The 22,952-nt window shown below is 73.1% G+C and carries 18 protein-coding genes; 12 read left to right on the forward strand and 6 right to left on the reverse strand.

Annotated elements, in window-relative coordinates; all coding sequences use genetic code 11:
* The first annotated feature begins 33 nt into the window (after window positions 1-33).
* The 5 genes from AB0J33_RS16705 (at window position 34) to AB0J33_RS16725 (ending at window position 6,507) form a co-directional block, all read left to right on the forward strand.
* Window positions 34-1,683, forward strand: a complete 1,650-nt coding sequence (locus tag AB0J33_RS16705) for a sugar transferase (RefSeq protein ID WP_363614356.1) — start codon at window positions 34-36, stop codon at window positions 1,681-1,683.
* An 88-nt stretch (window positions 1,684-1,771) separates the two neighbouring features.
* The gene (locus AB0J33_RS16710; RefSeq protein ID WP_363614358.1) at window positions 1,772-2,737 is read left to right on the forward strand and encodes a glycosyltransferase family A protein; all 966 of its coding nucleotides are present in this window, start codon (window positions 1,772-1,774) and stop codon (window positions 2,735-2,737) included.
* Window positions 2,737-3,804 (forward strand): glycosyltransferase, encoded by a 1,068-nt coding sequence (locus AB0J33_RS16715; RefSeq protein ID WP_363614360.1) that lies wholly within the window; start codon window positions 2,737-2,739, stop codon window positions 3,802-3,804. Before AB0J33_RS16710 ends, AB0J33_RS16715 begins: the two co-directional genes overlap by 1 nt.
* Window positions 3,801-5,162, forward strand: coding sequence for an oligosaccharide flippase family protein (locus AB0J33_RS16720; RefSeq protein WP_363614362.1), 1,362 nt, complete (start codon window positions 3,801-3,803; stop codon window positions 5,160-5,162). The genes AB0J33_RS16715 and AB0J33_RS16720 overlap by 4 nt, the downstream gene beginning before the upstream one ends.
* 1 nt (window position 5,163) lies before the next feature.
* On the forward strand, window positions 5,164-6,507 hold the full coding sequence (locus AB0J33_RS16725) for an O-antigen ligase family protein (RefSeq protein ID WP_363614364.1): 1,344 nt from the start codon (window positions 5,164-5,166) through the stop codon (window positions 6,505-6,507).
* A gap of 43 nt (window positions 6,508-6,550) precedes the next feature.
* On the opposite strand, the gene AB0J33_RS16730 is transcribed toward AB0J33_RS16725, so the two are convergent.
* Window positions 6,551-8,689, reverse strand: coding sequence for a sialate O-acetylesterase (locus tag AB0J33_RS16730; protein WP_363614366.1), 2,139 nt, complete (start codon window positions 8,687-8,689; stop codon window positions 6,551-6,553).
* Between the two features lie 183 nt (window positions 8,690-8,872).
* Here AB0J33_RS16730 and AB0J33_RS16735 point away from each other — a divergent pair, with 183 nt between their 5' ends.
* Complete coding sequence (locus AB0J33_RS16735) at window positions 8,873-9,901, forward strand: acyltransferase family protein (protein WP_363614368.1); 1,029 nt, start codon at window positions 8,873-8,875, stop codon at window positions 9,899-9,901.
* Here the strand turns inward: AB0J33_RS16735 and AB0J33_RS16740 are convergent.
* Both AB0J33_RS16740 and AB0J33_RS16745 read right to left on the reverse strand, forming a co-directional pair.
* Complete coding sequence (locus AB0J33_RS16740; protein WP_363614370.1) at window positions 9,898-11,898, reverse strand: trypsin-like peptidase domain-containing protein; 2,001 nt, start codon at window positions 11,896-11,898, stop codon at window positions 9,898-9,900. The two genes, AB0J33_RS16735 and AB0J33_RS16740, sit on opposite strands and share 4 nt — an antisense overlap.
* A gap of 104 nt (window positions 11,899-12,002) precedes the next feature.
* Window positions 12,003-12,290, reverse strand: coding sequence for a hypothetical protein (locus tag AB0J33_RS16745; RefSeq protein ID WP_363614372.1), 288 nt, complete (start codon window positions 12,288-12,290; stop codon window positions 12,003-12,005).
* A 67-nt stretch (window positions 12,291-12,357) separates the two neighbouring features.
* On the opposite strand from AB0J33_RS16745, the gene AB0J33_RS16750 reads away from it, so the two are divergent.
* The 6 genes from AB0J33_RS16750 to hutH are packed head-to-tail and all read left to right on the forward strand — an operon-like array spanning window position 12,358 to window position 20,188.
* Window positions 12,358-13,209 carry a MurR/RpiR family transcriptional regulator gene (locus AB0J33_RS16750; RefSeq protein WP_363614374.1) on the forward strand — a complete coding sequence of 284 codons (852 nt, stop codon included), beginning with the start codon at window positions 12,358-12,360 and terminating at the stop codon, window positions 13,207-13,209.
* A gap of 17 nt (window positions 13,210-13,226) precedes the next feature.
* Window positions 13,227-14,915 carry a urocanate hydratase gene (gene hutU, locus AB0J33_RS16755; protein ID WP_363614376.1) on the forward strand — a complete coding sequence of 563 codons (1,689 nt, stop codon included), beginning with the start codon at window positions 13,227-13,229 and terminating at the stop codon, window positions 14,913-14,915.
* Window positions 14,912-16,114 (forward strand): allantoate amidohydrolase, encoded by a 1,203-nt coding sequence (locus AB0J33_RS16760; RefSeq protein WP_363614378.1) that lies wholly within the window; start codon window positions 14,912-14,914, stop codon window positions 16,112-16,114. The genes hutU and AB0J33_RS16760 overlap by 4 nt, the downstream gene beginning before the upstream one ends.
* Window positions 16,105-17,472, forward strand: coding sequence for a formimidoylglutamate deiminase (locus AB0J33_RS16765; RefSeq protein WP_363614379.1), 1,368 nt, complete (start codon window positions 16,105-16,107; stop codon window positions 17,470-17,472). Before AB0J33_RS16760 ends, AB0J33_RS16765 begins: the two co-directional genes overlap by 10 nt.
* A complete protein-coding gene (hutI, locus tag AB0J33_RS16770) occupies window positions 17,469-18,653 on the forward strand; it encodes an imidazolonepropionase (RefSeq protein WP_363614381.1) in 1,185 nt (394 codons plus the stop codon). The genes AB0J33_RS16765 and hutI overlap by 4 nt, the downstream gene beginning before the upstream one ends.
* Window positions 18,650-20,188, forward strand: a complete 1,539-nt coding sequence (gene hutH / locus AB0J33_RS16775) for a histidine ammonia-lyase (RefSeq protein ID WP_363614383.1) — start codon at window positions 18,650-18,652, stop codon at window positions 20,186-20,188. Before hutI ends, hutH begins: the two co-directional genes overlap by 4 nt.
* Window positions 20,189-20,280: 92 nt before the next feature.
* Here hutH and rdgB read toward each other — a convergent pair whose 3' ends face one another.
* From rdgB to AB0J33_RS16790, 3 genes are all read right to left on the reverse strand, one after another.
* Entirely contained in the window at window positions 20,281-20,898 is a 618-nt protein-coding gene (gene rdgB, locus AB0J33_RS16780) for an RdgB/HAM1 family non-canonical purine NTP pyrophosphatase (RefSeq protein ID WP_363614385.1), read from the reverse strand.
* Window positions 20,899-21,058: 160 nt separating this feature from the next.
* A complete protein-coding gene (gene rph / locus AB0J33_RS16785; RefSeq protein ID WP_363614387.1) occupies window positions 21,059-21,784 on the reverse strand; it encodes a ribonuclease PH in 726 nt (241 codons plus the stop codon).
* 9 nt (window positions 21,785-21,793) lie between these two features.
* On the reverse strand, window positions 21,794-22,942 hold the full coding sequence (locus AB0J33_RS16790) for a glycosyltransferase (RefSeq protein ID WP_363614631.1): 1,149 nt from the start codon (window positions 22,940-22,942) through the stop codon (window positions 21,794-21,796).
* Between the last annotated feature and the right edge of the window lie 10 nt (window positions 22,943-22,952).

The following is a 22,952-nucleotide window of genomic DNA, read 5'->3' on the forward strand; positions in this document are numbered from 1 at the left end:
CCAGGTCAGTCGGTTCTCACGGGGAGGTCCATAATGTCCAGTCAGCCTGCCATGTGGCATCGGCCGGTCCCGGCCGCCGACCGCGACGGCACCGCCATGACCGCCCAGGGCGACGGTGAGGGGGACGACGAGGGGAGCCAGGGCGGGAGTCGCCCTCCCGCCTTCGAGTCCCCGGTCTTCCAGCCCTCGGCCTTCCAGCCCCCGGCCTTCCAGCCCCCGGCCTTCCAGCCCCCGGCCTTCCCCTCGCCCGTCGACCGGCGCTCCACCGCACCGGCACCGGCGCCGGCGCCGGCAGCTGAAGAGCCCCAGCCTCGCGCCGGCCTGGACACCACCGCCGTCCTCCCGTACGCCAGCTCGCGTGCCTCGACCCGGACCCGATGGCTGCGGGCCTGGATGATGACCGCGCCGGTCGACGTGCTGGCGTTGTTGACGCCACTGCTGGTCACCCAGCAGTACTGGCGCGGAACGCTGGCCATGACGGTGCTGACGGTGATCATCTTCGCCAGCGGTGGCCTCTACCGGGCGCGCCGGCACGTGAGCTTCCTCGACGAGGTGCCGAGCCTCTGCGGGCGCCTGCTGGCCGCGGCCTCAGCCGTCGCCATCGTCGCGGCGATGCGGCACGAATCCGCCGAGTACGTCTTCGGCTTCACCCGCGGCGTCGCCGCGTCGGCCGGGCTGGTCATCCTCGGACGGGCCGTGACCCGCGAATTCGCCATCGTCGCCCGCAAGCGCCGGTGGGTCGAGCACAACACCATCATCGTCGGCAGTGGCCCCACCGCCGTGGAACTCGCCCGGCTCCTGCGCCGCTACCCCCAGTACGGTCTGCGCTTCGTGGGTTGTGTCGACACCCCGGACGGCCCGTCGGCACTGCCGCTGATCGGCTCCCTCGACGACCTCGACAGTCTGGTCCGGCTGCGCGAGTGCGACGTGGTGATCGTCGCGGACGCGAACTGCTCGGAGACCGCGCTCATGGAGCTTCTGTCCCGGCCCCGGACGGCGGAGTGCGACCTGTGGGCGGCCACACCCCTCTGGGGGTCCCGTTCACACGGCGACCACATCGGCGCGGTCCCGGTCGTCAGCATCGGCGACATCACCCTCTCCGGCCCGCAGTCGGCGCTCAAGCGCGCGTCGGACATCGCGTTCGCCACGGTGGCGCTGCTGCTGCTGAGCCCGGTGCTCCTCGTCTGCGCGGTCGCCACGCTCATCGACGGCGGCCCCGGCATCTTCTTCTACCAGGAGCGGATCGGTCGGCACGGTCGACCGTTCAACATCATCAAGTTCCGGTCCATGCGTCCCGTCGACGAGCACGAGTCGCAGACCAACTGGTCCATCGCCAACGACCGCCGGGTCGGACCGATCGGCCGGATCATGCGCAGGACGTCCCTCGACGAGCTTCCGCAGCTCTGGAACATCCTCCGGGGTGACATGAGTGTGGTCGGGCCCCGGCCCGAGCGTCCCTACTTCGTGGAGAAGTTCTCGGCCGAATACCCCCAGTACGCGATGCGGCACCGCGTCCCGGTCGGACTCACCGGCCTGGCGCAGGTCAGCGGGTTGCGCGGCGACACCCCGATCTCCGACCGGGCGCGCTTCGACAACTACTACATCGAGAACTGGTCCCTCTGGCTCGACGTCAAGGTGGTGCTCCGTACGGTGACCGAGGTGTTCCGCGCCGGCGGCCGCTGATCCGCCCACGCACCGAGACACCGCCGGGTACGGCCGACGACCGTACCCGGCGGTGCGCCGGTCGTACCCCCAACGCATGGAGAACGCAATGCCGAACGTATCCGTCGTGATCCCCACCACGGGCCGCCCCAGCATCGCCGACGCGGTGCTCTCCGCCCGCTCCCAGCAGGGCGCATCCGTACACATCGTGGTGGTCTGTGACACCCCGGAGGTGCCGCAGACGGTGCGGGACCTGGGACGGCACATCGACCAGGTGGTCTGCACCGGCGGCGGCCGGCGCGGGTCGTACGCCCGCAACCTCGGGGTTTCCCATGCCATCCCGGGCAGCCATGTCGCGTTCCTCGACGACGACGACACCTGGCTGCCGACCAAGCTGGCGGCACAGGTGCCCGCGCTCGAACGGGTTGCGGCAGCCGGGTTCCGCCCCGTCGTGTCGTCCCGGATCCTGCAGCGCAAGGACGGCGCCGAGCCGCTCGCGGCACCGGCCCCCGCCGAGGTGATCCCCGACGGCATGCTGCCGGAGGACTACCTGTTCCGCCGCCGTCACCTCGGCATCGGCCGGCAGTCGCTGCCCACGTCGACGCTGTTGACGACGTACGAGTTGGCGACCGAGTGCCGCTGGGACGAGACGCTCCCCCGGCACCAGGACTGGGACTGGCTGGTCCGGGTCGCCCGGCTGCCCCGGGTGAAGATCGTCCAGGTGGAGGAGGCGACGGCCGTCTACACGGTCGGCAGCCCCGGGTCGATCTCGGCCGGCGCGGACTGGCGTACCTCCTGGCACTGGGCCCGGCGCTGGGAGGGAGTGTGGGCGCCGGGAACCTTCTCGGACTTCATCGCGGCCCAGACCCTCCGCTACGCTCTCCAGGCCCGAGACCGGGAAGGCGTACGGGAGATGGTGCGGGCGATCCGCCGCAACTCCCCACCGTCCGCCCGGAACGCGGTGCTGGCGGCGCTCGGGCTGGTGCCCCGGTCGACCCTCGAACGGGTCGCCATGCGCAAGTCGAAGGCCCCCAGCAGCCCCACTCGACCGCTTGAGAGCGAACGGCCACACTGATGCGTCTGCACTTCGTTCTGCCGCAGCTCGAACCCCTCTACGGCATGGAGCTGGCGGCGGCGCTGCTGATCCGCGGCCTCCAGGCCCAGGGCGTCGAGGTCTCGGCAACCGTCGTGTCCCGGGGGGTGCCAGCCGAACTGGCCGACCTGGCCGTCGACACCCTGGGCCTCGGTTCCCGGATCACCCGGTTGATGGAGGCCGTTCCGCCCCTGCGGCGGCGGCTACAGAGCCTGGCACCGGACGTCCAGATCGTGGCCAGCGGCCTGTGGGGCAGCGTGCCCGTCGGTGCCGCCCTCGCCGGATCCGGCCGCAGCTACGTCGCCTGGGAGCACTCGCTGCTGCCCGAACGACTACGGATCGACCGACGGGTGCGGACGCTCGCCCGGTTCTCGCGGCTCAAGGGGTTGCGCCCACGGCTCGTCGTCGCCGTCTCCAACGGCGTCGCCCGCACGGTCCAGCAGCTCGCGCCGGGGCAGCCGGTGGTCACCATCACCAACCCGATGCCACCTCGGCCATTCGTCGCACCCCGCGAGGTGGTGGACCACCGGCGGATCAACCTCCTCACCACCGCCGCCTTCCGCCCGTACAAGAACCACTCGTGCGCCCTCTCGGCGCTGGCCCTGCTGCCGGAGGCGTACCACCTCACTCTCGCCGGTGACGGTGAGGAGCGGGATCTGCTGCACGCGAAAGCCCAGGAACTGGGCGTGCAACACCGCACCTCATTCCTGGGGCGGGTGCCGGGCGTCGCGCAGCTGCTTGCCGAAGCTGACCTCCTGGTGCATCCGTCCCGTGCCGAGACCTTCGGCTTCAGCCTGGTCGAGGCCGCCGAGGCGGGACTACCGGTGGCGGCCCTCCCGGTGCCCGCGCTGGACGAGATGATCCCGACCTTCGTGCCGGGCGCGTTGGCGGCGGACACGTCGCCCGCCGCCCTCGCGGACGTGGTGCTCCGGTTGACCGGCGCCCAGCGGCCAACCCTGGCCGACTTCGAGAAGTCCTGGCATGCCCGCTGCGCGGCACTGGATCCCGCCGAGGTCAGCCGCCAGTGGGTGGAGGCGTTGAACCGGTGAGTACGCCCCCCGCCGCGGTCGGCTCCATCGAGCCGACCGCGCCGCGGCCACGGTCGCACCGGCGTCCCCCGAGCGGACGCGACACCTTCCTGAAGCGATCCGGGAAGTTCTTCACCGGCACGCTGCTCCGGACCCTCGCGCAGGGCGTGCTGTTCGTCCTGCTGGCCCGGGAGATGTCGATCGACACCTACGGGTTGTTCGTCGGCGTCACCGCCCTCGTCGCCGTGGTCTCCCCATTCGCGTCCGCCGGGGCACCGAGTCTGATCTTCCAGAGCTACGCCGAGGCGCCCCGCGAGTGGGCCCGGCACCTCACGCGGGGCCTGGTCCTGACCGTCGTCTTCGGTGTGGGCGCGACCGTGTTGGTCAGTGCGGCCGGCGTGGCGATCTGGGGTGACGAGGTCCGCGCGGTCGACATGCTGTGCCTCGCTGCCGCCGACCTCGTGGCCTGGCGACTCATCGAGGCGGTGGCCGCGTCGGTGCAGGCCCGGGGCAAGGTCTTCGTCGCCTCGGTCATCCCCGCCCTGCTACACGTGTTCCGGCTGATCGGTGCGCTGGCCCTCGCCGCGGCGGACGAGCCGATCTCCCTGCGTGACTGGGCCCTCACCGCGCTGGCCGTCTCCGCCGTGGTCTGCCTGGTGGCGACCTGGTACGGGTTGCGCGGCGGCGGAGGTGGTTCCTGGTCCCTCGGGCCGGCGCTCGGCCAGGCCCGCAGCGGACTGCTGTTCGCCGTCGGTCTCTCCGCTCAGACGGTCTACAACGACATCGACAAGGTCATGCTGTCCCGGATCGGCACCACCGAGGCGGCGGCGATCTACGCCGCTGCCTACCGGGTGGTGGACTTCGCGTACACGCCGGCCCGGTCGATGTCCGCGGTGGCCTACCCCCGCTTCTTCGAGGTCGGCCGCGAGGGCCCCCGGGCGGCGCTCGGGCTCGCCCGTCGCCTGCTGCCCCGCTTCCTGATGTTCAGCGTGCCGAGCAGCCTGCTGCTGGTCGCGATGGCCTGGACCATGCCGCTGATCTTCGGACCGGAGTACGAGGCGGCGACCCTGGCGCTACAGGGCCTCAGCGCGATCCTGGTTCTCAAGTCGATCCACTACCTGGCCGCGGACGCCCTCTCTGGAAGTCGGCTCCAAGGCCGTCGTACGGTATGCCAGATCGCGGTGGGCGTCGTCAACGCAGGGCTCAACGTGTGGCTCATCCCCGCCTACGGATGGCAGGGTGCGGTCGTGTCGAGCCTCCTGTGCGACGCCCTGCTCGGCATCCTGCTGTGGGGGTGCCTCGTCATTGCCCTGCGGCGACACCCGCACCACGATGCCGTCGTCGAACCGGCGGCGGCACCTGACCGAGAAAGGGTCTGACGTGACCACCATCTTCGGTGTCCTACTGACCGTCGGTGGCGTTGCGGTGGCTCTGTGGTTGATCCGAACACGGCGGTCCGTCGCCGCCGCCTTCGGTGACCCCGCATCGGCGGTCGCCCTGGTCGGATTCGCGGTGCTCACCAACGCGGCCCCGGCTCTCGTCGGCAGCCACAGCTCCGCGCTGATCGGCGTGCTGGTGGTCGCCCTGCTGGCCTGGCTGGTGCTCTCGGGCCGCGCTGTCCTCCGCGGCCCGTCCGACCTGTGGCTGCGGATCTCGTTGGCGATGGCCGGCGGTCTACTCGTCTGGTGTGCCCTCATCGACGTCGTCACCGGCAGCGGGATCTACGGGTCACGGTTGCCGGCGTACGCGGCGGCCGGGCTCCTGTTGCTCGCCGTCTGGCTGATGGCCGCCCGCACCGCCGTGAACGTACGGGCGATGGCGTACACCGGGCTGGCGGTCCTGGTGCTGCTGACCATACCGACCGCGGTGTACGGGCAGTCGTGGCGCGCCTGCACCGGCGGGAAGCTGGAGAAGTGCTCGGTGGCCGGGGCGCTGTTCAAGAGCTTCTACAACTCGGAGAACTACGCGGCCATGCTGGCCTCGTTCACCCTGGTCGCCGCGTTCTGTGCCATGCGCCGCGCCGAACTGGTGGCGACGGCGTCGTTCTGCCTGCTCGTGATCGTCGCCACCGGCTCCCGCACCAGCTACCTGGCCGTCGGGGCGGTAGCCGTCTGGATGCTTGGCGCACTGCTCGTGCAGCGCCTGCGACCGAGCCCGCGGATCCCCTTCGCGCTCTGCGTGGCACTCGTCGTCGGGGCGCTGACCGCCGCCACGTACCTGATGTGGAGCGCGTCGAAGACCACGCTGAGCAACCGCGGCAACATCTGGGTCGCCGCCCGCGAGTACCTCAGCGGGCGGGAGGCCGTCGGCGTGGGCGTCTCGAAGTGGTACTACCTACAGGACGTCGGGCAGGCTCCGACCCACTTCTTCCACTCCGGGTACGTCCTGGTCATCTTCTCCGGCGGGCTGGTCGCGCTGACCCTGTTCGGTTTGTGGATGGCCACCCTGCTGCACCGCAACGTCGAGGACGGGCACGCCTTCACCGGCAAGGCACCGCTGGTACTCCTCGTCGTCTACTCGTTCACCGAGGTCGTCTGGAACCCGCTGTCGGTGGACGGGTTGACCTGGATCGTCGTGCTGCTGGCCCTCACCGTCTCGGTGTCCGCCGCCCCGGCCCGCACCCCGGCGCCGGGGCCGGTGGAGCTGGCGGAGCGGCCGGCGCCACTGGCCGGGCTCCGGCGCCTCATCGGCCGGCAGGACAGCCGGGTCGCCGCCTTCGACTGAGCTCCCGCGTGGCGGGAGCCGGATCGGGCTCGTCCCCCGATCGCTATCCCGCGGCCACCGGAAGCCCCTGGAAGGCCAGCAGGCCGACCCCGGTGGCGTTGACGCACCAGGGCCCGGCGTCGCCGCGGTAACTCACCCCGGTCGCGCCGTCGGCCGGACCGGACAGGTTCAGCACGAGCCGCCCTCCCTCGCGGTACTCGACCCCGGTGACCGTGGCGGTGCTGCCGTCGATCGTGAAGTCGGTGCCCGCGCCGACCTGGACGGTCAGCGGGTCGAGGCTGCGGAGCTGGATCACCACCTGGGTTCGCCGGGCGTCGGTGAAGGCGGCCGACCGCGGGTTCGGGGCGGACACGCCCTCGCCGGGGCCGCGGTGGATGTCGCGGGCCAGCACGGCGAACGCCTGATCCCCCAACTCGCGGTAGCCCCCCTCCCAGGCGAAGTGGCACCCCTCCCGACCCGAGAGGGCGGTGGTCGACAGCAGCGTCACCTTCAGGGTGTCGGCCATCCGCCGTTGCGCCTCACGCAGCGGACCGCCGGAGGTGTCACCGCACGGTGAGCTGCCCACCTGCACGACGTAGTACCGGGCGCCTCCGTCGACCCGCAAGCCCACCTCCCGACGCCAGTCGGTCAACAACGCGGTGAACCCGGCGACGTGCCCGGCGGCCTTGTTGTTGTCGGCCTCACCCTGGTACCAGAACACTCCGCGTACCTCGCCGATGACGTTGGCGGCGGTGAGTCGCTGCCGCAGCCGGCCGTAGTTGGTGCGCAGGTCACCGGGGTTGCCGTCGTTGCGCTGGAAGAACGACACCACCTTGCTGCTCTCCGCGCCGTTGAACACCGCCACCGGCACCTGGTAGGTGTCCATCAGTCGATGGGCCGCGCGAATCCCCCACTGGCCGACCGAGCCGGGCTGCCGGACCGTGCCGGAGACGGCATAGTTCCAGGTACGGTCCGCGCCGGACAGGCCCCGGTCCCCGGTGGTCGAGCCGAAGCTGCGGATGTACGGGGACTCCTCGCCGATCGACGAGCCCCGTTGACTGGCCGCGACCGCGTTGGACTGGCCCTGGATGACGTACACGTCGCCGGAGACCACACCCTCCCACAGGGCGGCCCGCCGGGCGACGCCGTCGCCGAGCACGTGCAACTCGAACCGGTACTCCCGCAGCGCGGCGCTGATCCGCTGCCGGAACGCGAACTCGCCGCGAGCCCCGACGGGCACCGTCTCGTCCCAGCCGTCAGCCCCGCTGACCACCTTGAGGCGTACGGCGCGCACCCGTGGGTCGGTCGCCCTGCCCGACACCGGCACGACCGCGCCGCCGGCCGCGTCCCGGGGGTACAGCTGGCGATCCCGGGGGTGCTGGCTGACGGTGAGCACCGACGCGCGGGCGTAGGTCGTCAGCCGACGCTGGGTGTACGTACCGGCGTTACCGGCGATCGTCCAGTCGGGCTGCCCGGTGGGGGCGGTCCCGATGCCCACCGACAGCGGCTGGTCGTTCGAGGTGAAGCCGTTGACCGCGAGGACCGTCTGCGGGGCGACCGTCGCCGGGCGGGTGGCCGCGACCAGGTGCACCTGGAAGGAGCCGTACCCGATCGACGCGTACACGTCGTCGTCGGCGTCGTAACGGTCGGCGAGGCTGCCGGGGACCTGGCCGGAGCTGGCTGGCCCGTACTTGTGCGGCCACATCTCCAGATAGCCGGTGAGACCGGTGCCGGTGGCCAGGCCCGGCGCGTTGGTGGCGACCTCCAGGTCGGCGACCCGTTGCCGGACGATCTGGTCGGCCCGGGTGGGCAGGCCGAGACGTCGGGCGTCGGTCGTGAACGGCGCCATGGCGGTCCACACCCACTGCGTGCCGGTGGGGCCGGTCAACTCCAGGCAGTAGCCGATCCGGTCGAACCCGCCGGCCACCGCGCCGGCCCGGTCGAACGAGGGGGCGAGCGGCCTCTTGGGGTCGTTGCGCTCGGGCAGGTCGAGCGCGTTCACCGGGGTGAATCCGGCCATGCCGTGCGCGTTGGCGGCACAGGCGGTGCCGTCGATGGGCGCGGCGGGCGGCGGGGTGTCCGCGTCGGCTGCCGACCAGGCCGCGTCCGGCGCGCCGGTCCTCGACGGTGACCAGCCGAGCACGGGGACGGCCGCCAGGAGCAGGACGACCACTCCGAAGCCGATCCAGGCCGGCCGGGGCACCGATCGGAGGCGAGCCCATGGAGGGCGGGGACGAGACACCCGGGGAACCTCCACAGTGTGGGCAGCGTGTCGTGCCCCAGATTAGGCGATGCGTCGTACCCGACGACGCCGGCACGACGCCCCGGCAGAACCGGTGCCGATCCGGGGCGGAGGTCGGTCCCGCTGTCTGAAATGATTCCGGCCATGGCCGCAACGAGCACGACAACGGTGTCGGGCAACCGCTCCGCCGGTGTCGACCTCCTCCGGATCGTCGGAATCGCCGCGGTGGTCGTGGGCCACGTCTGGAGCGACAGCCTGACCCGCGCGTCCATCTACACCTGGCACGTGCCGGTGTTCTTCGTCCTGACCGGCTACTTCTGGTCGCCCGGTCGACCGCTCGGTGGGGAGCTGCGCAAGCGCTGGACGACGCTGGGCGTGCCCTACGTGGTGTGGTTCCTCATCCTGGTCGCGGCACTGCTCGCGGCGGACGCCGCGACGGGCCAGGTCGCGGCGGGGACGTTCGGTGACGCGCTCTACGGCGGCACGGCCGCGGTGCGACCGTTCTCCGCCTTCTGGTTCGTCTCGGTGCTCCTCATCGCGGCGGTCGCGTTCCGGTGGCTGGAGCGGTTCCCCGCCGCGGTCGCCTGGGCGGTCGCGGTGGTGGGCCTGGTCACCGCGTACCTCGCTCCCGGCGTCGTCACGGCCGGCCCGCTCGGGCTGTTCCTGGTCCCGGCGTGCCTGGTCTTCGTGTTGGCCGGGCGGCTGCTGCGCCGGATGCGTCCGCGCCTTCCGGCCAGTGCCGGTGCGGCGTCACTCTCGATCGGCGTGGGGTTCGTGCTCCTCGGCCTGAACCGGGACCTTGACCTCAAGGCCGGCAACTTCGGCTCCCCGGTGCTGGGGGTGCTGACCGCGATCCTGATCAGCGTCGGTCTCATCCGGCTCGCCGAGGAGCTGGACCTGCGCATCGGTGTACGGGCGTCGCGGGTGATCAGTCGACTGGCCGGCTGCGGCATCGCCGTCGTGCTCAGTCACGCGGGCATCCTGTGGGTCCTGAAGACGCCGAGGTCCGGCGGGGTGGTCGACCTGGTTGCCGCGCTGGTGGTCCCGTGGGTGTTCGCGTGGATCGTCATCGGCACGCCGCTGGGCCCGTGGTTGACCGGCACCCGGGTCGGCGCTTCCGCGCGGGCCGCCAGCGCGCTGGCGCCTCGACCGGGCGCCGCGCAGACGCGTTAGTAACGGCTGTTGCGCCGCCGGGCCAGGAGCATCGCCACCGCCACCACGATGGCGACCGCGAGCGCGCCTCCGGCCGCGGCGATCACCGGCACGGCCCAGCTCGACCCACCCGAATCGTCGCCGGGCCCCCGGCTGTCGACGGCCGCCTGTCGGTACGACTGGGCCAGCAGGTTGGTCGGGGAGTTCCGCGCGGCCTCGTCGAACCGGGCGATGGCGGTCGACTCGTCCCCGGCGAAGTACGCGTCGAGGCCACTGCGGTACTGGTTGTCGGCCTCGCCGAGGGCGTTGCTGACACCGGCGGCCTGGAGCAGGGCGGTCATGGCGGAGACCGGGGCGACGAGGCGGTTCGCCTTGTCGGGCCGCAGCAGGTCGTTGTCCAGCATGCCGACCACCCGGCCGCTCGGGTCGATGGCGACCCCGCCCCGCGAATAGAGCCCGAGATCCTCGTTGATGCGGTACGGGTTCAGCGGCGTCGAGGTGTCGACACCGGTCACGGTCACCGACTTCGACAACACCGTGTAGGTGGCCGCCCGGAAGCTGGTGTCCGTGGTGCCGTAGCCCAGGACGAGCAGGGACGTCTCCGCGCTGATGCCGGCCGAGGTGTTCAGCTCCGACGTGGGCAGGTTCTTCTGCTCCAGCTTCACCAGGGCGATGTTTCCCGCCTCGATCGGCAGGGCCCGGACGACGGCGCCGGGAATCGCCGGGCTGTCCGTCACCTCGCCCTTGGCGATGTTGAGTTGCCCGTACAGCCGGGACTCCGGCTTGTCGGCGGCCTGCAGACCGGTGAAGACCGAGGTGCCGACCCGGGCACGGGTGTAGGTGCTGATGTCCTTGGCCTGCAGGCTGCCCTCGGTCACCAGCCGGTTGGCCACGGCGTTCAGGGCACCCCCGACCAGGAGGTCCGGGGTGGGCTGCACGCACTGGCTGTTGCTGAGGACGTATCCCTCGTGTTGGACGACGACGCCACTACAGCGCCGGCTGAAGGTCACCGGGGCCTTGTTCAGCAGGGCGCCATCGGCCTTGTTGCGCACGTACCCGGTGAACATCACCTCCATGAAGACCATGGACGGCCCGGCCACGGCCAGCGCGTGCTCCTCGGGGCTGCGCAGGGCGGCCTGGGCCCAGGGCTTGAGGCCGGGGGCGAGCGGGGTCGCGGCGGGGAAGCCGCTGGAGGCGGCGGTGGGTGGGGGGTCCGGCTCGCCGGGCTCATCGGAGCTGAGGGCGTAGATGCCGGCGCCGCCGCCCACCACGGCCACCAGGGCCAGCGCGGCCACCCCGGCCCAGAGGCCGGTACGCCGCTTGGGCGGCGCCGAGGGCTTGATCCGACGCACCGCGCCGGGGTACGGGTCGAACGGGGGCACGTCGGCCGGCGGGCCCGAGACGGTGGCCGGCATCGGGGCGACCTCGGGGCCGGTCGGACCGGCGACGGGCGAGGCGGGTGCGCTCGACGCCGGTGCGGCCGAGACGGGATGTGTCTGCGCGGAGGGCTGGTTCGGGATCGCGGCCGACTGCACCGCCCACGGGGCATGCGGCATGTCGACGACCGGTTGCGGCACACCCGACACGGGCTGCGGCACACCCGACACCGGTTGCGGCACACCGGACACGGGTTGCGGCACACCCGACACGGGTTGCGGCACACCGGACACCGGTTGCGGAGGAGCGGAGACGGGCCGGGGCGCGGCGGGCACCGGCTGGTACTCCACGCCGAGCGCGCGGAACAGCTTCTCCGGGGCGGGTCCGGCCTCGGCGGCGTACGCCACCCAGGGCGCGGCGGCCGAGAAGTCGGCGTACGTGATCGGGGGACCGTCGGGGGATTGGGCGAGCGCGTTCGCGACCTCGGCGAACGCCTCGCGCCAACCGGGGGCGGCGGCGACGGTCGCGTCCAGCACGGCCACGCTCACGAAGCGACCCTGCTCGTCGATGGCGGCCCAGGCCTTGCCCACCGGTGAACCGCCCAGCAAGTGGGTGAACCTGTAGGGGCCTTCCGGCTGCATGCCAACTCCTCCGCTAGACCGCCAGGCGCATGGTACCGACCGGTGCCACGGTCAGTCGCCCGGCGGTCACCCGTCCATTCGTCGTCGCCACTACCTTCTGCTGATCAGGACCACTGGCTCCGATCCGGACGTGACGCGTTGCACGCGGTACCCGGTGAGCGCCGCCTGCCACACCGGCTCACCGGGGTGGGTGTACGTGGGCCCATCGTCACGATCAGGAAATGGGACGTGCGCGGGTCGAGCAGGGGGTAGATCCCCGCGACACCCGGCCCGATGGCCGCCACCGGCGGCAGGAGGACGGCGATTGCCGGGGCGGCGGCTCCGCGTCGGAACAGGGTGAGGACGCCGAGCACCAGCAGCGCGGTGATGGCCGGCAGTGGTGCGCCGAGCAACGGCGGCAGGGCGTTGACCTGACCCGAGGTGGTTGTCTATGAAAGTTTCTATGCATAGAGTCAGCTCATGAATGAAGGAGCTGTCGCGGCACCCGCTGACCGGGTGCTCGACCTGTTCCAAGGGGTGCGACTCACCCCCACGCAGCGCCGGATCGCGCACTGTCTGGTGCAGCACGCCCCCGGCGTGGCGTACCTGTCCGCCGCCGAGGTCGCCGAGTTGGCCGGGGTGAGTCAGCCGTCGGTCACCCGGTTCGCCGTGGCGCTCGGCCACGACGGCTACCCGGCGCTGCGCCGCCGGCTGCGGGACCTCACCGGCTCGGCACCGGGCGGGTCGACGGACGCCGGCAACGAGCTCCAGCAGGCGGTACGCGCGGAGATGGGCAACCTGGACCGCCTGGCCGGTCAACTCGCCGACCGGGACCGGATCGCCGAGATCGGGCGGTTGCTCGCCGAGAGTCGCCCACTGCCGGTGCTCGGCCTGCGCGCCGCCGCGCCGCTGGCCGCGTACTTCGCCTACTTCGCCGCCAAGGTGCACCCGGACGTGCGGGTCCTCGACGACGGCGGCAGCCTGCTCACCGACCGCCTGGAGCAGGCCGCCGAGGCCGGCGCGTCCGCCGTGCTCGCCTTCGTGCTGCCCCGCTACCCCCGGGAGACCCTGGACGCGCTGCGCGACGCCCGCCAGGCCGGGTTGACGGTGGTGGCGATCACCGACTCGCCGGTCAGCCCGGCCACCGAGCACGCCGACGTGGTGCTCGCCGCGGCCGTCGGCGCGCAACTCGTCTTCGACCTGCACACCGCCCCGATGACCCTGGCCATGGTGCTGTTGCAGGCGATCTGCGACGCCGCGCCGGCCGACACCCAGCGCCGACTGGAGGCGTTCGAAGCCTCCGCGGCCCGCCGACAGTTGTTCCTCGGTTGACCGGAGGAGAACCAGAGATGACCCAGCCGATCCGTGCCGCACGGGGCAGCCAGCTCACCACCCGCGGGTGGCAGCAGGAGGCCGCCCTGCGGATGTTGATGAACAACCTCGACCCCGAGGTGGCCGAACGCCCCGACGACCTGGTGGTCTACGGCGGCACCGGCAAGGCGGCGCGGGACTGGCCGTCGTACCACGCGTTGGTCCGCACGCTGACCGACCTGCGCGAGGACGAGACGATGCTGGTGCAATCGGGCCGGCCGGTCGGGGTCATGCGCACCCACGAGTGGGCGCCCCGGGTCCTGCTGGCCAACTCGAACCTGGTCGGCGACTGGGCGACCTGGCCGGAGTTCCGCCGCCTCGAACAGCTCGGCCTGACCATGTACGGGCAGATGACGGCCGGTTCGTGGATCTACATCGGCACGCAGGGCATCCTCCAGGGCACCTACGAGACGTTCGCGGCGGTGGCCGCCAAGCTCGCCGGCGCCCGCGGCGACGGGCAGGGGTCGAGCGGCAGCACCCTGGCCGGCACGCTGACGTTGACCGCCGGCTGCGGCGGAATGGGCGGCGCGCAACCCCTCGCGGTCACCATGAACGGCGGCGTCTGCCTGATCGTGGATGTCGACCGCACCCGGCTCGACCGCCGGGTGCACGACCGCTACCTGGACGAGGTCGCCGACTCCCTGGACGACGCGATCGGTCGGGTCCGCGCGGCGAAGCGGGAACGTCGGGCGTTGAGCGTCGGCGTGGTCGGCAACGCCGCCGAGGTCTTCCCGGAGCTGCTGAGCCGGGGCGTCGAGATCGACATCGTCACCGACCAGACCAGCGCGCACGACCCCCTGGCGTACCTGCCGGTGGGGGTGGAGCTGGCCGAGGCCCGGGACTACGCCGCCGCGAAGCCGGCCGAGTTCACCGACCGGGCCCGCGCGTCGATGGCGAAGCACGTCGAGGCGATGGTCGGCTTCCTCGACGCCGGCGCCGAGGTGTTCGACTACGGCAACTCGATCCGGGGTGAGGCGCAGCTCGGCGGCTACCAGCGCGCCTTCGACTTCCCGGGCTTCGTGCCCGCGTACATCCGGCCGCTGTTCTGTGAGGGCAGGGGGCCGTTCCGGTGGGCGGCGCTCTCCGGCGACCCGGCCGACATCGCGGCCACCGACCGGGCCATCCTCGACCTGTTCCCGGAGAACGAGTCGCTGGCCCGGTGGATCAAGCTGGCCGGTGAACGGGTCGCCTTCCAGGGCCTGCCGGCCCGGATCTGCTGGCTCGGCCAGGGCGAACGGGACAGGGCGGGCGTGCGGTTCAACGACATGGTCGCCTCCGGCGAACTCTCCGCCCCGGTGGTGATCGGCCGGGACCACCTGGACACCGGCAGCGTCGCGAGCCCCTACCGGGAGACCGAGGGGATGGCCGACGGCTCCGACGCGATCGCCGACTGGCCGCTGCTCAACGCCCTGGTCAACACGGCCAGCGGCGCCTCCTGGGTGTCCATCCACCACGGCGGCGGCGTGGGCATCGGTCGGTCGATCCACGCCGGGCAGGTGTGCGTGGCCGACGGCACCGCCCTCGCCGGCCAGAAGATCGAGCGGGTGCTCACCAACGACCCGGCGATGGGCGTCATCCGGCACGTCGACGCCGGCTACGAGAGCGCCCGCGAGGTCGCCGACCGCACCGGGGTCCGGGTGCCCATGACCGAGGGTGGCAACTCGTGACGGACCACCTCGCCGGCCGGTTCCGGGCGCTGTGGGACGAGATCGCGCCGATCGGGCGGGACGCCGACAGCGGCGGCTACCTGCGGTACGCGTTGACCGAGCCGGAGCGGGAGCTGCGAGCCTGGTTCCGCGCGCAGGCCGAACACCGCGCCATGCCGGTCACCGAGGACGGCAACGGCAACCTCTTCGCCCACTGGGGTGACCCGGAGGCGCCCGACGCGGTACTCACCGGCAGCCACTTCGACTCGGTGCCGCACGGCGGGGCGTACGACGGGCCGCTCGGCATCGTGAGCGCGTTCCTCGCCGTGGACGAGCTGCGCGCGGCCGGCGTCACCCCGGACCGCCCACTGGTGCTGGGTGCGTTCGTCGAGGAGGAGGGCGCGCGCTTCGGCGTACCGTGTCTGGGGTCGCGGCTGCTCAGCGGGGCGCTGCCGGCCGACCGCGCGGCCGGCCTGCGCGACGCGGCCGGGGTGAGCTTCGCCGAGGCGCTCGGCGACCGGCCGGCGGGCGCCCGACCGGAGTTGCTGGGCCGGTTCGGGGCCTTCGTGGAGTTGCACGTCGAGCAGGGCCGCGCGCTCGTCGACACGGACGCGCCGGTCGCGGTGGCCAGCGCGATCTGGCCGCACGGCCGGTGGCGCTTCGACGTCGTCGGCGAGGGCAACCACGCGGGCACCACCCGGATGGCCGACCGGCGCGACCCGATGCTCACCTACGCGTTCACGGTGCTCGCGGCCAACAAGGAGGCCCGGCTGCGCGGGGCGCACGCCACCGTGGGCCGGGTCGCCGTCGAACCCAACGCCACCAACGCCATCCCGTCGAAGGTGACCGGCTGGCTGGACGCCCGCGCCGCCGACCCGGAGACGCTGACCGGGCTGGTCGACGCGGTGCGCGGCAAGCTCGCCGAGCGGGCCCGCCGCGACGGTACGACGGTGACCGTCACCGAGGAGTCGGTGACCCCGGTGGTCGCCTTCGACGGAGGGCTGGCCAAACGGCTGGCCACGCTGCTCGACGCCCCGGTGCTGCCCACCGGCGCGGGGCACGACGCCGGGGTGCTCGCCGCGCACCTGCCCACCGCGATGCTCTTCGTGCGCAACCCGACCGGCGTGTCGCACTCCCCCGCCGAGACCGCCACCGACGACGACTGCGCCGCCGGGGTGCGGGCGCTGGCCCGGGTGCTTGAGGAGCTGACATGCCGGTGACACCGACCCGCTGGCTCGCCGAGTACGCCTGGCTTCCCCAGCACGCCGAACCGACACCCGACGTGCTCATCGAGGTCGACGGTGGCCGGATCAGCGCGCTCACGCCGCTGCTCGGGGCCGGCGGACCGGCCGCCGGGGTCGAGGTGCTCAGGGACGCCACCCGGCTGCCCGGCCTGACCCTGCCCGGCCTGGCAAACGTGCACTCGCACGCCTTCCACCGGGCGCTGCGCGGGCGTACCCACGGCGGGCGCGGTGACTTCTTCACCTGGCGCGAGCAGATGTACGCGGTCGCGGACCGGCTGGCCCCGGACACCTACCTCGCCCTGGCCCGGGCCGTCTACGCCGAGATGGCGCTCGCCGGGATCACCTGCGTGGGCGAGTTCCACTACCTGCACCACCGGCCGGACGGCGGCGCGTACGACGACCCGAACGCGATGGGCGAAGCACTGGTCGAGGCCGCCGCGCACGCCGGAATCCGGCTCACCCTGCTGGACGCCTGCTACCTGAGCGCGGGTGTGGACGGCCGACCTCTCACCGGGCCGCAGCGGCGCTTCGGCGACGGCGACGCGGCCCGCTGGGCCGAGCGGGCCGCGGCGTTCCAACCGACGGACCCGCACGTCCGGGTCGGCGCGGCCGTGCACTCGGTGCGGGCCGTCCCGGCCGACCAGTTGCGCACGGTCGCCGACTGGGCCAGCCAGCGGCAGGCGCCCCTGCACGTGCACCTCTCCGAGCAGCCCGCCGAGAACGACGAGTGCCGGGCCGTGCACGGGCGCTCGCCCACCGCGCTGCTCGCCGAGCACGGTGTGCTCGGGCCGGGCACCACCGCCGTACACGCCACCCACCCGACCAGCACGGACCTGACCCTGCTCGGCGACAGCCGGACCGGTGTGTGCCTCTGCCCGACCACCGAACGGGACCTCGCCGACGGCATCGGTCCGGCCCGGCTGATGGCCGACGCGGGCATCCGGTTGAGCCTCGGCAGCGACAGCCACGCCGTGATCGACCTGTTCGAGGAGGCCCGGGCGGTGGAGCTGGACGAGCGGCTGCGTACCCGTCGACGCGGCCACTTCGCGCCGCCCGACCTGCTGACCGCGGCCAGCGCCGCCGGGCACACCGCGCTGGGCTGGGCCGACGCCGGGAGGATCGCGGTGGGCGCCCGCGCCGACCTGGTGACGGTCCGTCTCGACACCCCCCGCACCGCCGGGGCGCCGCCGGTGGGCGCGTTCTTCACGGCTTCCGCGGCGGACGTCGAGCAGGTCATGGTGGACGGCCGGGTGGTCGTGGCCGACGGCCGGCACCTGAGCGTCGACGTGCCGGCCGAGTTGTCGGCGGCCATCGAGGCGGTGCTCCCCTCGTGAACAGTCTGCTGGTCGACAACATCGGGGAGCTGGTCACCAACGGCGCCGGCGAGGGCCCGCTGGGCATCCGCCGCGACGCCGCCGTGCTGGTCGAGGAGGGCCGGGTGGTCTGGGTCGGGCCGTCCGCGCACGCGCCGGCCGCCGACCGCCGGGTCGACGCCGGTGGGGCCGCCGTGCTGCCCGGCTTCGTGGACAGCCACGCCCACCTGGTCTTCGCCGGGGACCGGGCCACCGAGTTCGCCGCCCGGATGGCCGGTCAGCCCTACACCGGCGGCGGCATCCGGACCACGGTCGGTGCGACCCGGGCCGCCACCGACGCCGAGCTGCGGGTCACCGTGCGCCGGCTGCGCGGGGAGGCGCTGCGCCAGGGCACCACCACCATGGAGATCAAGAGTGGGTACGGCCTGACCGTCGCCGACGAGGCCCGCTCGCTGCGGATCGCCACCGAGACCAGCACCGAGACCACCTTCCTGGGTGCCCACGTGGTGCCCGCCGAGTACGCCGACCGCCCCGACGACTACGTCGGACTGGTCTGCGGGCCGATGCTGGCCGCCGCCGCCCCGTACGCGAAGTGGATCGACGTGTTCTGTGAGCGGGGCGCCTTCGACGTGGACCACGCCCGCGCCATCCTGGCCTGCGGGCAGGCCGCCGGGCTGGGCGTCCGGCTGCACGCCAACCAGCTCGGCCCCGGCCCCGGGGTGCGGTTGGGCGTGGAACTGGACGCGGCCAGCGTCGACCACTGCACCCACCTCAGCGACGCCGACGTGGCCGCGCTCGCCGACACCGCCCGCAGCGACGGATCGGGCACCCGCACCGTGGCGACCCTGCTGCCCGGCGCGGAGTTCTCCACCCGCTCGCCCTACCCGGACGCCCGTCGACTGCTCGACGCCGGTGTGACCGTGGCGCTGGCCACCGACTGCAACCCCGGCTCGTCGTACACCTCGTCGATGCCGTTCTGCGTGGCCCTCGCGGTCCGCGAGATGCGGATGACCCCGGCGGAGGCGGTCTGGGCCGCCACCGCCGGTGGCGCGCGGGCGCTGCGCCGCGACGACATCGGTGTGCTCACCCCCGGCGCGCGGGCCGACCTCGTGGTCCTCGACGCGCCGTCGCACCTGCACCTGGCCTACCGGCCCGGTGTCCCCCTGATCCGCCAGGTAATACGCAACGGAGTTCCGCAATGACGAACGTGACCATCCAGCCCACCGGGATCACCGCCGACGACGTGCTCGCGGTGGCCCGCGGCACCGCCACGGTCGTCCTCGCCCCGGCCACCATCGACGCGATGGCGACCAGCCGGGCCATCGTGGACGGCATCGAGTCGTCCGGTCGTCCCGTCTACGGGGTCTCCACCGGGTTCGGGGCGTTGGCCAACACCTTCATCGCCCCGGAGCGGCGCGCCGAGCTGCAACACGCGCTGATCCGCTCGCACGCCGCCGGGGTGGGCGCCCCGATGCCGCGCGAGGTGGTCCGGGCGATGATGCTGCTGCGGGTCCGATCCCTCGCCCTGGGCCGCTCCGGGGTCCGGCCGCTGGTCGCCGAGGCCCTGGTCGACCTGCTCAACCACGACATCACCCCGTGGGTGCCGGAGCACGGCTCGCTGGGCGCCTCCGGCGACCTGGCGCCGCTGGCGCACTGCGCGCTGGTGCTGCTCGGCGAGGGCTGGGTGCTCGGCCCGGCCGGTGAACGGCAGGACGCGGCCGACGCGTTGACCGCCGCCGGGCTCAAGCCGATCGAGCTGGCCGCCAAGGAGGGGCTGGCGCTGATCAACGGCACCGACGGGATGCTCGGCATGCTGCTGCTGGCCATCCACGACGCGGCGCACCTGTTCGCCATGGCCGACGTGACGGCCGCGCTGGCCATCGAGGCGATGCTCGGCTCGGAACGGCCGTTCCTGCCCGAGCTGCACGCGATCCGGCCGCACCCCGGTCAGGCGGCCTCGGCGGCGAACATCCACCGACTGTTGCAGGACTCCCGGGTGATGGACTCGCACCGCGACGACCTGGCGCACGCCGTGCAGGACGCGTACTCGATGCGGTGCGCACCGCAGGTGGCCGGCGCGGCTCGGGACACCCTGGACTTCGTCCGCACGGTCGCGGCCCGGGAGCTGGTGTCCGTCGTGGACAACCCGGTGGTGTTGCCGGACGGCCGGGTCGAGTCGACGGGCAACTTCCACGGCGCGCCGCTCGGCTTCGCCGCGGACTTCCTCGCCATCGCCGCCGCCGAGGTGGGCGCGATCGCCGAGCGGCGGGTGGACCGGCTGCTCGACGTCACCCGCTCCCGGGAACTGCCGGCGTTCCTCTCCCCCGACGCCGGGGTCAACTCCGGGCTGATGATCGCCCAGTACACGGCCGCCGGGATCGTCGCCGAGAACCGTCGGCTGGCCGCGCCCGCGTCGGTGGACTCGCTGCCCACCAGCGGCATGCAGGAGGACCACGTCTCGATGGGCTGGGCGGCGGCCAAGAAGCTGCGAACCGTGCTGGACAACCTCACCAGCCTGCTCGCGGTGGAGTTGCTGGCCGGCGTACGCGGCCTGCAACTGCGTGCCCCGCTGGAGCCGTCCCCGGCCGGCCGGGCGGCCGTCGCCGCGCTCGGCGCGGCAGCCGGCGAACCCGGCCCGGACGTCTTCCTCGCCCCGGTGATGGAGGCGGCCCGCGCCGTCGTCGCCGGGCCGCAGTTGCGCGCCGCCATCGAACGAGAGGTCGGCGCGCTGAGCTGACCTGGTCAGGTCGCTGTCGTCCGTCGCGGGTCAGGCGACGGACGACAGCATCTCGCACTGGTCAGGCGGCGCGCGGCGGAACCTCGCGCCGGTCAGGCGGCGGGCGGTAGCACCTTGGCGATCAGCTTCGCCAGCTCGCGCAGGGCCTTGCCCCGGTGGCTGATCGCGTCCTTCTCCGCCGGGGTCAGCTCGGCGTTGGTCCGGTCCTGCCCGTCGCCCAGGAAGATCGGGTCGTAGCCGAAGCCGCCATCACCGCGCGGCGCGCGCAGCACCCGCCCGGACTGTCGGCCGTCGACCAGGTGCTCCTTGCCGCCCGGCAGCACGAGCGCCACCGTGCAGACGAACGAGGCCGCCCGCTGCTCGTCGGGCACGTCGGCGATCTGGTCCAGCACCAGTTGAAGGTTGGCCCGGTCGTCACCGTGCCGGCCGGACCAGCGGGCGCTGAACACCCCCGGCATCCCGTTGAGCGCGTCCACCGCGAGCCCGGAGTCGTCGGCGATGGTCGGCAGCCCGCTCTGCCGGAAACCCTCCCGCGCCTTGATCAGCGCGTTCTCGCCGAAGGTCAGGCCGGTCTCCGGCAGCTCCGCGTACTGCTCGACGTCGTCCAGCCCGAGCAGGGCGATCCGGTGCGCGCCGAGCGCGCCGTCCAGGATGCGCTGAAGTTCGACCAGCTTCTTGCGGTTACGGGTGGCGAGCAGGACCTTGTTCATGCTGGTTCACCTCTGTTCGCGACTGCGGGGCTCGCAAGCTCACTCCTCGCGCTCACCGCGACACCTCTGTTCGCGACTCCGGGGCTCGCAAGCTCACTCCTCGCGCTCACCGCGACACCTCTGTTCGCGACTGCGGGGCTCGCAAGCTCACTCCTCGCGCTCACGCGAGTGCCTTCCGCTGGGCTTCGGCCAACTCGGCGCAGCCGGCGACGGCCAGGTCGAGCAGGGCGTCGAGCTGGTCGCGGGCGAACACGCCCGCCTCACCGGTGCCCTGCACCTCGACGAAGTCACCCGCACCGGTGCACACCACGTTCATGTCCACCTCGGCGGCGACGTCCTCCTCGTAGCAGAGGTCGAGTCGGGCCTCTCCGGCGATGATCCCCACGCTGACCGCGGCCACCGAACGGTGCATCACCTTCTCCGGCTTGCCGGCCAACGCCTTGCGGGCGGCAAGCCAGCCCACCGCGTCGTGCAGCGCGACGTACGCGCCGGTGATCGCGGCCGTGCGGGTGCCGCCGTCGGCCTGGAGCACATCACAGTCGAGCACGATCGAGTTCTCGCCGAGCGCCTTGAGGTCGATGCTGGCCCGCAGGCTGCGGCCGATCAGCCGGGAGATCTCGTGGGTGCGCCCACCGACCCGACCCTTGATGCTCTCCCGGTCGGAGCGGGTGTTGGTGGCGCGGGGCAGCATCGCGTACTCGGCGGTCACCCAGCCGAGCCCGGAGCCCTTGCGCCAGCGGGGCACCCCCTCGGTGACGCTGGCCGTGCAGAGCACCCGGGTGCCGCCGAACTCGACGAGCACCGAGCCCTCCGGATGGGTGCTCCAGCCACGGGTCAGGGTCACCGGTCGAAGTTGAGAGGGCCCTCGCCCGTCAGGTCGCGCCATGCCTGCACCCTATGCGGTGCGGCGATCCACCTCGCTCCGGGTGCCCCGAGGCGCGTCCGCGCCGTGCACACCGAGGAACCCGGCGACCGCCGCCGGCCAGCCGAACTCCTCGGCCCGCGCCCGGGCCGCACGCCGCCGCTGCGCCTCCGGCCGGGCCACCAGGCGGGTCACCGCCGCCGCCATCGACACCCCGGAGCCGTACGCGGCCAACCCGGCCTCGCCCACCACCTCGGGCAGCGCGCTGGCCGCGTTGACCACCACCGGTGTGCCACCGGCCAGCGCCTCCAGGCCGGCGAGACCGAAGGTCTCCACCGGGCCGGGTGCCAGCACCACGTCCGCGCTGGCCAGCAACGCGGCCACCGCGGCGCGGTCCGGCAGGAAGCCGGTGAAGGTGACCGGCAACCCCGCCGCCCGGCGGGCCAGCGCCCCACGCAACGGGCCGTCGCCGGCCATCACCAGCACCGCCGGTACGCCCGACCGGCGCAGTTCGGCGAGGGCCTGCACGGCCAGCTCGGGCCGCTTCTCCGGGGACAACCGCGCGCAGTGCACCAGCAGCAGCTCGGTGGAGTCGGCGTACCGCTCGCGCACTCGCGGGTCGGCCCGGTGCGGGGAGAAGGTGTCCAGGTCCACCCCGAGCGGCACCAGGTCCACGTTGCGGGCGCCGATCCGGTCGAACTCCTCGGCGGCCCATCGGGTCGTGCAGACGATCCGGTCGTACGCCCGGCTGGTCGCCCGGTTCAGACGGTCGGCGGTCGGCCGGCGCAGCGCGTCCGGCACACCCCACTGCCCGAGCAGCCCGGTCAACGACTCGTGCGACACCATTACCGACGGCACCCCGTGCGCCCGGGCCCACCGGCCCGTCCAGCGCAGCGACGACCGGTCGGAGACCTCCAACCGGTCCGGTGCCAGGTCGGTGAGGAGCCGGGCCAGCCGACTCCGGCCGGCCAGGATCCGGTAGCCGCCGCTGCCCGGCAGCTCCGGTCCGGGCAGGGTGATGACCCGCCCCCACGGGTGGGTCTCGTCGGCGGCCCGCCGGCCGGGTATCACCAGCACCGGCTCGTGCCCGGCCGCCCGGTAGCCCGCGCCGAGATGCCGCAACGCGGTACGCAGGCCGCCGGAGCGTGCCGTCACGAAGTTTGCGAGCCGTACGATCCGCAGCCCGCCGCCG

Origin of the sequence: Micromonospora sp. NPDC049645 (genome assembly GCF_040675155.1) — a bacterium.
Lineage (GTDB): Bacteria > Actinomycetota > Actinomycetes > Mycobacteriales > Micromonosporaceae > Micromonospora.

Coding starts and splice junctions, on each gene's coding strand:
- hutH (WP_363614383.1), top strand. CDS start 18,650: ATGACGAACGTGACCATCCAGCCCACCGGGATCACCGCCGACGACGTG.
- rph (WP_363614387.1), bottom strand. CDS start 21,784: ATGGCGCGACCTGACGGGCGAGGGCCCTCTCAACTTCGACCGGTGACC.
- AB0J33_RS16750 (WP_363614374.1), top strand. CDS start 12,358: ATGAATGAAGGAGCTGTCGCGGCACCCGCTGACCGGGTGCTCGACCTG.
- hutU (WP_363614376.1), top strand. CDS start 13,227: ATGACCCAGCCGATCCGTGCCGCACGGGGCAGCCAGCTCACCACCCGC.
- AB0J33_RS16765 (WP_363614379.1), top strand. CDS start 16,105: ATGCCGGTGACACCGACCCGCTGGCTCGCCGAGTACGCCTGGCTTCCC.
- AB0J33_RS16715 (WP_363614360.1), top strand. CDS start 2,737: ATGCGTCTGCACTTCGTTCTGCCGCAGCTCGAACCCCTCTACGGCATG.
- rdgB (WP_363614385.1), bottom strand. CDS start 20,898: ATGAACAAGGTCCTGCTCGCCACCCGTAACCGCAAGAAGCTGGTCGAA.
- AB0J33_RS16705 (WP_363614356.1), top strand. CDS start 34: ATGTCCAGTCAGCCTGCCATGTGGCATCGGCCGGTCCCGGCCGCCGAC.
- AB0J33_RS16710 (WP_363614358.1), top strand. CDS start 1,772: ATGCCGAACGTATCCGTCGTGATCCCCACCACGGGCCGCCCCAGCATC.
- AB0J33_RS16740 (WP_363614370.1), bottom strand. CDS start 11,898: ATGCAGCCGGAAGGCCCCTACAGGTTCACCCACTTGCTGGGCGGTTCA.
- AB0J33_RS16735 (WP_363614368.1), top strand. CDS start 8,873: ATGGCCGCAACGAGCACGACAACGGTGTCGGGCAACCGCTCCGCCGGT.